The organism is Thalassospira sp. UBA1131, from assembly GCF_002311515.1.
In the GTDB taxonomy this organism is placed as follows: Bacteria; Pseudomonadota; Alphaproteobacteria; order Rhodospirillales; family Thalassospiraceae; genus Thalassospira.
This window is the reverse complement of the sequence record NZ_DCAO01000015.1, coordinates 1-11560: the sequence shown is the minus strand read 5'-3', so window position 1 is coordinate 11560 and position 11560 is coordinate 1. Positions and strand designations below refer to the sequence as shown.

At 53.5% G+C, this 11560-nt stretch carries 9 protein-coding genes and 1 pseudogene; all 10 read right to left on the bottom strand.

Annotated features, from left to right (window positions below; genetic code table 11):
* Positions 1-470: pseudogene (locus tag B3Z49_RS01945) on the bottom strand (motility protein A); the annotation flags it as partial.
* 21 nt (positions 471-491) lie between these two features.
* Entirely contained in the window at positions 492-854 is a 363-nt protein-coding gene (gene fliN / locus B3Z49_RS01940; RefSeq protein ID WP_008891638.1) for a flagellar motor switch protein FliN, read from the bottom strand.
* Positions 847-2103 carry a FliH/SctL family protein gene (locus B3Z49_RS01935; RefSeq protein ID WP_296987906.1) on the bottom strand — a complete coding sequence of 419 codons (1257 nt, stop codon included), beginning with the start codon at positions 2101-2103 and terminating at the stop codon, positions 847-849. Before B3Z49_RS01935 ends, fliN begins: the two co-directional genes overlap by 8 nt.
* A gap of 79 nt (positions 2104-2182) precedes the next feature.
* Positions 2183-3784 carry a flagellar basal-body MS-ring/collar protein FliF gene (gene fliF, locus B3Z49_RS01930; RefSeq protein WP_296987904.1) on the bottom strand — a complete coding sequence of 534 codons (1602 nt, stop codon included), beginning with the start codon at positions 3782-3784 and terminating at the stop codon, positions 2183-2185.
* Positions 3785-4138: 354 nt separating this feature from the next.
* Positions 4139-5830: a flagellar hook protein FlgE gene (locus B3Z49_RS01925; protein WP_296987901.1), complete on the bottom strand. Its 1692-nt coding sequence runs from the start codon at positions 5828-5830 to the stop codon at positions 4139-4141.
* Positions 5831-5897: 67 nt separating this feature from the next.
* Positions 5898-6680 carry a flagellar hook assembly protein FlgD gene (locus tag B3Z49_RS01920; protein WP_296987899.1) on the bottom strand — a complete coding sequence of 261 codons (783 nt, stop codon included), beginning with the start codon at positions 6678-6680 and terminating at the stop codon, positions 5898-5900.
* Positions 6681-6701: 21 nt separating this feature from the next.
* A complete protein-coding gene (locus tag B3Z49_RS01915; protein WP_296987897.1) occupies positions 6702-8345 on the bottom strand; it encodes a flagellar hook-length control protein FliK in 1644 nt (547 codons plus the stop codon).
* A gap of 260 nt (positions 8346-8605) precedes the next feature.
* Positions 8606-9106 carry a flagellar export chaperone FliS gene (fliS, locus tag B3Z49_RS01910; RefSeq protein WP_296987895.1) on the bottom strand — a complete coding sequence of 167 codons (501 nt, stop codon included), beginning with the start codon at positions 9104-9106 and terminating at the stop codon, positions 8606-8608.
* A gap of 57 nt (positions 9107-9163) precedes the next feature.
* Positions 9164-10936, bottom strand: a complete 1773-nt coding sequence (gene fliD, locus B3Z49_RS01905; protein ID WP_296987893.1) for a flagellar filament capping protein FliD — start codon at positions 10934-10936, stop codon at positions 9164-9166.
* Positions 10937-11038: 102 nt separating this feature from the next.
* Positions 11039-11407 carry a flagellar protein FlaG gene (locus B3Z49_RS01900; protein ID WP_008891646.1) on the bottom strand — a complete coding sequence of 123 codons (369 nt, stop codon included), beginning with the start codon at positions 11405-11407 and terminating at the stop codon, positions 11039-11041.
* Positions 11408-11560: the final 153 nt, after the last annotated feature.

The following is an 11560-nucleotide window of genomic DNA, read 5'->3' as shown; positions in this document are numbered from 1 at the left end:
TTTTTCATGATGTTGGCACCTTTCTGGTGGCGGCCGATGGTGGCGTTCATGTCCTTGCGCATGATGGCTTCGACTTCCTCGGGCGGGGTGCCGTCAACGACGAGCGACAAGCCTTTCCAAAGGTATTCTTCGCTTTGCAGGCTATCAAGATGCCCTTGAAGGGACAGAACACCGCCTTTGCGGGCGATTTCGGCAAGCTGAAGAATTTGAAGTGCCGCATCCGCTGGATTGCGCGATTTGTGGAAAATCGTGCGCATCAGCACTTTGCCAGAGCCGAGAAACTCGCCCAGCGCAAAGCTGACAGCCGTAATGGCTGCTGTACCGCCGATAACAATCAGGACAGAGGGGATATCGATAAACGCACCCGGCGACCCACCAAAGATGATTGCCGCAATCACCAACGCAAAGCCAATGGCCAGTCCCCCGACTGTCGCAATGTCAAACGACGTTTTAGTCCCCCCTTCGGCCATAGTCGGATATCCTCTCTTACGTTAGCTTTTCTCGGATTTGATGATTTCCGTCATGGTCACACCAAGCCGGTCTTCCACGACCACCACCTCGCCGCGTGCGACGAGACGGTTGTTCACATAGATATCAATAGCTTCACCAACTTTACGGTCAAGCTCTACCACGGCACCACGACCAAGTTTCAGCAATTGGCTGACTTGCATGGTTGCTTTGCCAAGAACTGCCGAAACCTGAACGGGAATATCGTACACGGCTTCGAGATCCTTGGAAGTCTTCATCTGCTCGCTGCCGGCTTCGGCCGCAGCAAGAAGTTCGGTCCCTTCGCCCTCGAGTTCGATGTTATCGTCGTCGAGCTCCGAGAGTTCTAGATCGTCATCATCAGCCATTTTCGTCTCCTGCGTCTTTGGTCGGTTGCTTCACAGCAGCCGTTTCATCGGCTGTGGTCGTCGGGTCTTCCTGTGCAGCTGTCTTTTCGGTTTCCGGGCCGGAATTACCAGGCTGTGCAGGGCCTTGCGCTGTCGCCGTTGTCTGGTCTTTTTGTGGTTCAGGCTTGTTTTCCGCCTGATCTGTAATGTTTGGTTCCGGTGTCGGCTGTGGCGACGGTGTCGTGTCCGTTTCAGGTCCGTGCATCGCGCCATCGGTGGTTGCCGATTCAGCCTTCGTATCTTCTTGCAATGTTTGCATATTCCGCGCCGCGGTGCCATCGCCTTCTTGCGTATCAGAGCCGGGCTCAGCAGGTTCTTCGGCGGATGGCATCTCGGGTGTGATCTGATTTACGGTTTCGGCCTGATCCGGTGCCGGTCCGCTTGGCTGAACCGGTGCAGAAGGCTGTGCCGGGACTTTCGCCTCGGGGGCGAGGCGGCTTTCCTGAACTTCGGGATCGCCCATATCGCTTTCGGGCAGATCATGGTCGGTTGCATGCAGGGTAAGTGCATTGTCGATGATGGCATTGATTTCCGACCATATCCGCGCACTGTCGCGAACCGCCGTGCCATCGCCCCAGGATACCTGACAATCACCCATTGCGACGTCGGGTTCGCCAACCACAACAACCTTGCCGGAAAAGCCCCGGGAGTCTGCAATGCGCTGGGCGGCGGCACCGACTTCTGTCTCAAGCTCGGGATTAACCTTGATCATGACTTTCGGCGCTTCAAACAGGTTGGCAAGACATTGCCGGACGATGTCTTCGATTTCGGTCATCTGGTACTGTTTGGACCAGGCCGGGGCCAGCTTGCGAATGACACCAAGGGCAACGTGAATGGCATCTTCGTTGATTTTGGCATTGGCGCGCTTTTGCTGCTCGTCAATCTGGGCGAGCTTTTCAGCAATTTCGGATTCCACATCGCCAACCGCCTTTTCAAGCGACGCCATGATTTGCTGATGGGCTTCGTCAAAGCCTTGTTTGTGACCTTCGGCAAAACCCTGTTCGTGGCCGCGCTTTTCGGCATCGGCGACCATCTGTGCGCCCTGTTCCTCTGTATAGACAGGCGGTGGGGGCGGTGGGGCTTCCTCTTCTTTCTTTTTCTTCTTTTTCGTGCTCAGTTCGTAATGCTCATCCTCTTTGCCTGCCGAACGGATTACGTTGTCGGCATCGTCGAAGCTGAGTGAGAATGTGAACTTTTCAATGGCCGTCATATCGAACTGCTAAAACGCCTTGAGCAACAAAAGGAAGGCAGCCCTGCGGCTGCCAGTGAGCCGATAACTGTCAGGAGAATTAGCTCTCCTGATACAGCCAGTTGCGAATGATCGAGAGAGCTTCTTCCGGGTGTTTCTCCACGATCTCGCCAATTTTCTTGACCGAGGATGCTTTCACGCGACCTTCAACCTGCGACAGGTTGATCAGTTCTTCGCCGTCATCCATGCCTGGTGCCATCGGAACAGGCGCCGGACCTTCAAGGGCCGGCGTGCCGTCGGCGGTCATGTCATCGGCAAGAAGCTGACGCTGTGCCATATCTGCCGCACTCGGCAGAGTTTCGAACGCACGTGTCAGAAGCGGGCGTACCACCAGCAGGATGACAAGGATGGCAACAATCGCCAGCACCAGCATTTCGGCGATGCGGAAGATCTCAGCCTTGTCGAGGCCAAGGAACGTCTCGATCTCTTCATCCGGGAACAGGTCGGCAGTATCAGCAAACTGCATGTTGATGACTTCGACCTGATCGCTGCGCTGCGGGTCATAGCCGATGGCACTGCGCACGAGTGCTGCGATCTTTTCAAGGTCTTCCGGGGAGCGTTCCTGATACAGGCGCTCGCCATTTTCATCAGTGGTGTAGGTGCCATCAACAAGGACAGCCACCGTCACACGCGAAATCTCGCCGATTTCCTTGATCTGTGTGGTGGTTGTTTTGGAAATCTCGTAATTAACCGTTTCTTCGGTGCGGCTTTCCTGACTTTGGGTTCCTGCACCGTTGGCGGCATCAAAATTGGCATCTGGCAGATTGTTCTGCAGCGTTACCGGATCTGTGCCCTCGGTCTCGGAATTGGTCGCGTTTTCTTCAATCGTCTGGCTTGAGCGAATGACCCGCTCGTCCGGATTAAACCGCTCATTTGCGGTCGTAATCTTGTTGAAGTCCATTTCGACCGAGACTTCAGCGCGGACTTCGCCGTAACCAAGGGAACGCGACAGAAGATCTTCGATGGTATTGCGCAGGCGGCTTTCGGTGCGAATGCGCATTTCATCGGCGGTCTGGGTCAGGAATGTCGACGACTGTTGTTCGCCATCACCGCGCGCAAGCAACCGGCCGCGTTCATCAATGATCGATACCTTGCCCGGATCAAGCTGGGGCACTGCGGCAGCCACAAGATGCTGAATTGCGACAACCTGTTCAGGTTTCAGTTCGCCACCGGCCATCTTGACCGCGATAGAGGCACTGGCTTCCTGGGTTTCGCGTGAGAACATCTGACGTTTTGGCAGAACCAGATGAACACGTGCCTGCTGGATCGCCTGAATGGATGCGATCGTGCGGGCCAGCTCGCCTTCAAGGGCACGAACATGGTTGATGTTCTGTTCGAAACTGGTGGCGCCAAAGCCATCGGAATTGTCAAATACTTCGTACCCGACAGAGCCGCCGGTCGGCAGGCCGCTTTCGGCCATGGTCAGACGCATGCGGTTGACCTGATCGGCCGGCACAAGAATTTCGGTACCGTTGTTCAGCAACTGGTACTGAACCTGCTGGTCTTCGAGGCGATTGACGATCTGGCTGGCGTCTGCCGGATCCAGATCGCGATAGAGCAGTTCCATATTAGGGGCTGAAACACGCATGATCAGGAATGCAAAGAAGACAAGCAACAGCACGCCCACGCCGCAGATAGCCATCAGCCGCGTCGGTCCCAGACCCTTGAGTGTTTGTAACAAGCCGCCCACGTTCGACTGCTCCGAAACGAAAATTTACCACTGTCCCCATGCGGATCGATCCGTGCGGAATACGACCAGCATTAACAACGAATAGTTCTCCATGCTGAAGAACAGGTTAACAACCGGCAATTTTTGCCCAGTCATCGGATTCAAATTTACCAGTGATTTGAATCGCTTGGATATTTGATGACCGAATTGTTCTGCCCTTAATGTAGTGAGTCAATCGGGCAAAAAGAAGCCCGGCAATTGTGCCGGGCGAGTCTCTATTGGTGCAATATGTTTCAGGGTGGGCTAACGCCCTGAAACAGATGTCAATTACCGTTTGATACGGATCAGCTCGTCGAGCATTTCATCGGTCGTGGTGATCGTCTTGGTGTTCGCGGAGTAGGCGCGCTGGGTAACGATCATGTTGGTGAATTCTGTGCCGAGATCGACGTTCGATCCTTCAAGCGCAGATGCGACAACGTTACCTGCTCCGTTCAAACCTGGTTCACGCAACAGATAATCGCCTGATTCACGGGTCTGACGGTAAACGTTACCGGTATGGTTTTCCATTTCATCAGGGGCTTCAAACGTTGCGATCGCCAGTTTGTAGACCGGGCGTTTCACACCGTTTGCATATTCAATTTCAAGGAAGCCGTCTTCGGTAAACGAATAGTTCACCATGTTGCCAGCTTGTGCACCATTTTGATTGATGAAGTTGGTTGTGTATTCAACAATGTTACCATTCGGGTCGGTTTGTGCCCCGAATTGAGTGAAGCCATCCTGGAAGCCGATGGTACCCAAATCAAGGGTGATTTCGCTTTGGTTCGAGCCATTGGACCAGGTCGCCGTGATGTTCGTATTTGTCAGATCATTACCAGAGCTATCTGTATAGGATCCCAAACTCCCGTCGCCATTGAAAGTAAGGATACCAGACTGGATCAGGCCGTCTGGATGAGACGCGGCGTCAAGGTCGTCCGTTCCGGTCTGACCGGTAAATTCAAAAGCCCAACGGTTTTGACCAAGCTTGACAAGCTGCACGTTCACTGTATGTGCGGCACCCAGTGAATCATAGATCGTGATCGGCATGGTGTTGTCTTCTGCAACAGTCCCACTTGCGAGGTTGCCTGCGGTATAGGTCGGTGCGAGGGTGCCTGGAATACCCGCAATGCCAAGAGCTGCCAAAGGCGCGTTGTTGGTGTCGGCAAAGGTCACACCCTGATCAGCAAAGGCAGCCGTGAGTGTCAATGTGTCGTCCGTGCCGGTTGTGGTGGTGGTGGCGTTGATACCGGTCACAGCACTGATGGTAGCTGCCAAATCTTCGAGCGTATCACCCGTATTGATGGTGATGGTCGTCGTTGTGCCGTTGTGAGTGATGGAGAACTGATCGCCGTTGGCGATGCCGAGAATCGAGGTCAAATCGGTCGTATCATAATCGATACCCGTGGTGGTCGAGGTGGCAGTACCACCCGTCAAGGCCGTTTCATCCCGGTTCAGGTTGGCGCTCAGCTCTATATTGGTTGTCGCTGCAGCTGCAGTCAGGATGCGGTTAACATCAATAACTTGCAGATCGCTTACAGCAGAGCTGTTTGAACTGGTGGTATTGCCGTTCCGGTCAAGCAAGTTACCTTCTCTGTCCGTGGCCCAGCCCTGAACATAATATCCAGCTGTATTTCGCAGATAACCATCGTCATCGGGTTTGAAGTCCCCCGCACGCGTGAAGAAGAGTTCGTCGTTCGATCCAGGCGAGGAGGAATCGCGGACGATAAAGAATCCATCGCCAGAAATTGCCGCCGCAGTGCTTGAAGACGTTGCTTGAAGCAGGCCTTGTTTACTGATCAAAGCGGTCGGATGGAACCTTACACCACCTGGAGTGTAACGGGTATCTGTTGCAGCTTCAGTGACCAGGGTTGAAAAGCGTCCAACCGTCCCCTTGTAGCCGATTGTATTGAGGTTCGAGATGTTATCCGAGATGACGCCCAGGTTTTGCGACTGAGCATTCAAGCCGGAAACACCGGAAATCATTGCACCAAAAAGGCTCATTTTTAGTCTCCTGTTTCGACAGGGTGTTGATCAAATCCGGATGAATGCCCTAGGCGGCTTCTTCCTGCTCGTCAGTTCCGGAGCCATCTCCGGTATCAGTGTCTGTATTGCCGTTGCCGGTCTCTGTGTCGTTCGCCCCCAACTTCACATTGGTCAGGGTGGAGAATGGAACCGAGACATCACCAAGACGGAGATAGATGTCGGTATCATCGATATCGACACTATCAACTGTCCCGATGATCCCAATCGCGACAGAGGCAGGTTTACCCTTCTCGTCTTTGAAGGTGTCACCGTTTGCAGCCATTGGTTTGACGACCAGCGTATAGGCACCGTCAGCTTGCTCGACGCCACTGTTGTTTTTCCCGTCCCAGGTAAAGGTCTGGAGCCCGGAAATATCGGTAAATTCCGAAGAAAAGACAGTTTTGCCGGCTTGATCCTGAATCTGCAGCTGCAGACGTGGAACTTCTGGCGAAACATTGTATTTGTAGGTGAGCTTTTCACCTTCTTCGAGCCAGTTGGTATCACCGACGGCTTCAATCTCAGCGCCGACATAGGACAGGGCGGATAGCTGTCGCTGCTGGCCTTGCATGGCAATTAGGTCTTCAAGATTCTTGTTACTCTGAATGCCTTGCTCAACCTGGGCGAACTGGCTCAGCTGGTCAGTGAATTTGTCACTTTCCATTGGCGAGGTCGGATCCTGGTTCTTGAGCTGCGTGGTCAGCAGGGTCAGAAACGTATCAAAGTTCTGCGCCAACTGATTGGCGGAGCTGCTTGAAGCGGCATTTGTGTTGGACTGAGAAAGGCCAACGTTTGTCAGGGATGAAACGGTCATGGGATGTGCCCTCTACCTTTTCTATATCCGGATATCGACAAGGCCGTTGGGATTAATCCCGTAGCCAATGGCGACATGTTCGGCGAGTTCGGTTCCAGTCATGACGTCACCTTCATCCGGGCTGCTGCCCCGATCGGCGGTCATGCGGGATTGGCCGTTGCCTTCCTGACTCTGGCCACCTTCATTCCTGTGTTCGAAGGTGAAGCTTTGACTGTCTGCATTCAGACCGGCGTCTTTCAGCGCTTGCTGCAAGGCACGGGAATCCTGACGTAACATGTCGAGTGTTTCGCGTGTGTCCGCCTGAATGACACCCTGAATTCGGCCATCCTGACCGATTTCCATTTTGACATCGACGCGCCCAAGATGTTCCGGTCGAAGCTGAACAGAAATCTTGTCAACGCCTTCGCTGGCTGCATTGCGGATCGAAACAGCGACTTGCTGCTGAACCTGTTGCGACGGGGCCTGACGTGCGGTGTGCGCGGTCTGACCACCCGTGTTGGTCTGATGCAGACTGTTGGTACTTCCCAGTTGGCCGTTGGCTGTTGCTGTGGCCTCAGTGCCGCCAGTTGCGGTAACCGCACTGTTGGTTGACACATTCTGCGCGGCGGTCGGGTTGTTTTGCGCGTTCGGTCCGGCTGCTGCGGCGGCCATTGCCTGTTGTGCTGCCTGGGCAGTTTGTGCCGGGTTGGCTGCGGAAGCCTGTTGGGTGCTATTATTGGTTTGGCCGGTGGTTGCCGCGTTTGTTGTGCTGGTGGCATCGGTTTTACCTTTGCCGTCACCGGTCATTGAATCGACAACCCGCGAAAGGAATTTGTCAGAAGACATTTCATCACCAGCCCCTGCATCCGCACCATTCAGTGCCATCTTGGCAGAGGACGCTGCGGCAGGCTGCGACAGGGCAGTTGAATTCATCAAGCCGTCTGTCGTGCTATCCGCAGTGGCGTTACCATTGGCGGCACCGGTTGCTGCCTGACCATTTGCCAGGGCTGCATTTTGGGCATTTGTTGCACCATTAGTACCAGCAGCCTTCATTTTGGCGGCTTCTGACTTGGCCAATTCAATGGCTTCGGGGGATCCGGGAAGCGGAACGGCTTGTGCCGGCTGGTTTGGATCGACCATGCCTGCGTCGGTCGTCAGGGGGCTGTCCGCATTTGATTTGGTATCATCTGATTCTGCTGATGTGGTTTCGTCGGATGCGGAAGCAGCGTTTTCCCCGTCCTGAGGTGCAGCTTCGTTATCGTTTGAACGATCACCGCCATCGGCAGTTTCCATGTCCTCGCCAGCGCGATCATCTTCCGAGTTAGCTTCCACGTCGCGCGGTTCATCGGATTTAGGATCATCGATTTTGGCATGATCATCATGATCTTCGTAGTCATCATGTGATGCGCGGACAGGGTCTTCTTCGCGGCGATCTTCGGAACGCGCTTCATTGATGCTGCGTTCGTCGCGTGCGGATCTTTCGGCAGCCCTATCCGAGCGCCGATCATCGAAATTCTTCTGGGCAGATTTTGCCGCGTCGTATTTGACCTGATGACTTTGCTTAGACCAGTTGTCTGTGATTGATGCCATGACATCACCAAAGCCCGATCCCTTGCGTTCGCTAGGGTTTGTGCCGGGAATGGAGACAGTTGGCATCACGCTTTTTGTAATCGCAGAGCTGTTCATGACCTTGGTCCTTATGGAAGCAGTGTCAGAACATGTGCAAGTGGCGGGCCAGTTTTGATTATTAACGTTTTCTACATAGTTTCAGCAGGTTAGCAGTGTGTTGACAGAAAGGGCAGATTTTGCCTTTCGCGGGGTTTGGCCGATGCCGGGCAAAAATGAACCTGTGATTTATGGGGCCGGTCAAAAGCAGGCCAAAAACAAAAAGACCTCCGATAATTTCGGAGGTCTTTAATCCGGTGCGAGATACCCGGTGTTTGGGATCAGGCAGAAATTGACAGGCCAGTTTTCGCCGGTGCCTTTGGTTCTGTTTCTTCGCTTGCAGTTGCCGTTTCGTTGGTAAGCGCCGGGCGTGCTTGTTGCGCGGTCAAAACTGCCTGACGCAGTTCACCTTCGCTTTTCTCAGAAAGCTCGGCCCATGAATCCCGAAGTGGTGTCAGAAGCTTGATCACTTCTGCTGCGGCGTTGGGATCATTTTTCCGATCCACATCCATCAGACGGAGCATGCAGTGGGTATAGAGTCGTTCCAGATTTGCGGCGATTTCGCCGCCCTGTTCCATATCCAAAGTGTTCGAAAGATGGGCAATCAGTTCCTGTGCACTGCAGTTCGCATTACAACGGCCCTGAATGTCATTCCGCTCAATCGCGTGCTGCGCCTCCTGCAAGCGCGACAAGGTCTTTTCAAACAGCATGAACACCATCTTCGCCGGTGTGGCTGTATTGACCTGCTGTTGCTTGTATGTATGGGCGGCGTGTTCGTTCATGCGACACTCCTTGGTATGCTAAGCGTGAGTTCAGTGTGCATGTATGGCAGACAAAAGTTAACCTTTATCTCGTCCTGCAGCCATTAATTCGTCAAGAGAACTCTGAATGTTCTTCATGCGTGCAAGGGCCGATTCCATTGCAATGAACTGATCCATAAGGACTTCTCGCTGCCGAGTAAGACGTTCGTCAATGCGGTCAACTTTTTCTTCGTAGGAAGTACTTTGGACTTCCAGATCGGAGATGGCCTGGGTCAAACTACCATCTTCTTCGTCCAGAATAGAATCCAGTTCGAAGTAGAATTGCGCGCCGATCCCGATACTGGTGGTTACAGTCGCTGTATCGGATGCATTTGCATCCCCACCGTAAAACAGGCGCAAACCGTCGGCCGTGCGGATGCTGTTGCCCGATACAACGGCGTTCTTGCCGGTCGTTGTTACGCCATTGACGGTGATATCGTAGGTGACGCTGTTGATTACGCCACCGGATGCATCAATGTTGAACTCATAGGTTGCGGCATTGGTTTTGCCGTCAAAACCGGTCATGGTGACATCGGAATTGTCTGATTTCCCGCGGAACAGGAACAGTTCCATCACTTCTTGCGGTTCGTTCAGCAGCGCTTCGTTCAGTGCCGCTTCGTCAAGATCGATGGTTTTGCTCAGCATCGGGTCTTCGTTCGCGCCATAGGCAACGAAATCGAGGCCAATTTCTGCCAGGACCGAATAATCGTCCTTGTCGGGTCTGTCGGTTACGCCGTTCGCAAAGGAGCCCGCAATCTGTTGCAGGGCAGATTCAATGCCTTTGACAGACGTATTGCCGAGCAACACCGCATCTTCCGAGGACTCGCCCGTGGTCGGGTCAACGAAAGTCTTTTCGTTGATGAATGTCTGAACCGCATTATAGGCTTCGACAAAATTCAGGATTGCCGTTTTCGCCTGATTAAGGTCCTGTTCGATTTCAATCGTGATCTCGGTGCCCGGTTCAGCGTCATAGAGGCTGATGCTCAGGCCATCAATAAGATCAGAGAATTCGTTGGATCCGCGCGTAACAGTGATCCCGTCAAGTGTAATGCTGGCATTGTTACCATCATCAATAACGTTGGCAGCATTGATCGTCGTCGGGTCTGTCAGAACACCGAGGCTTTGCAAAACACTGCCGCTGTCGTCACTGAACGACATGCGATTAGCTTCGCCTTCCTCGACCGAGGTCAGGATCAGTGTACTCTCGGTTTCGGACACTTTGACGACCGAAGCCTGAATGCCGGTCGTATCCTTGACGTTGTTGATCTTGTCTCGGATGTCCTGAAGCGTATCACCGGCCGCGACGGTCACGCTTGAGCTGCCAGTGCCACCAGTTATCGTAAATGTGCCAGTGCCCGTAAGTCCGGTGACGTCAGCGCTTGCCGCGACAGACTGGGTATTACTTGAAAGCTTGTGCTTGCTGGCGACCTGGTTGATTTCGAACTTGTAGCTTCCGGTCTCCGCGGCGTTTGAGGCGACAACACCTATTAAAGATCCTGCTTCGGTGGTGTTGTTCGTGGAAGCAAAAATTTGTTTGGATTCAAAGATGTTTCGCGAGTTGTCAAAGCTGGTCGCACCATAGAGGTTCGCCATGGAGTCCTTAAGGGTACCAACAAGCGTCTGCAGCTCTTTCAGCGCAGCGATTTTCTCGTCGTTTGCTTCAATCCGTTTTTCAAGATTGTCAGCAGGAATACGACGGGCAGCAATCATCTTGTCGACAGTGTCGACGAAATCGATGTTGGAGGAGCCGCCAGACAACTGGACGCGGCCGTTATCGCCAACATAGATATTATTTAAATTCAGACTGCTCATTGGTGTAGCTCCTTGGGTGCTCCCGGCTGATTTTGCCTGCTAGCGGTATGTTTTGTCAAACCGAACTGCAAGAACCGTGCCTATGTGCGCCCACTCGCTGTGTTAAATTTCTTCGTCGACAAAGCTGCCGAGATACTCGCGCATTTGCGAGAACAATTGCTGCAGTTCCTTGGACGGCAGTTCGCGCAGGACTTCACCGCTGGTGCGGTCGGTAACTTTTGCCACGACGCGGCCGGTGTCCTGGTTAAAGTTCAGCTCAACCCGTGCGGTGCCATCGGCAAGGTCGGGCAGATCCATGCTTGCTAGTGCATCCTGCATTTTCTGCGGAACTGCAGAAGGTTTGTTTTCCGGTTTTGCCACCGGTGAAGAAACCGCACTGGTTTTGGCCGGTGCGACTTCCGGTACGCTCGCAGCAGCATGGGGGATGCCCCCAGAGCCACTCGACGCACTATAGTTTTTTACGACTTCCATTTTTCAGCTCCTTAAAGCCGCCATCCTGTAACAGCAGGATGAAACTTGAAAAAGACGATTACCGGCGGTCAGTGCCGGGGGACGAGAGTTAGGTTACTGTAACAGACGCAGCAAGTTTTGCGGCATCTGGTTTGCCTGTGCCAACATTGCGAC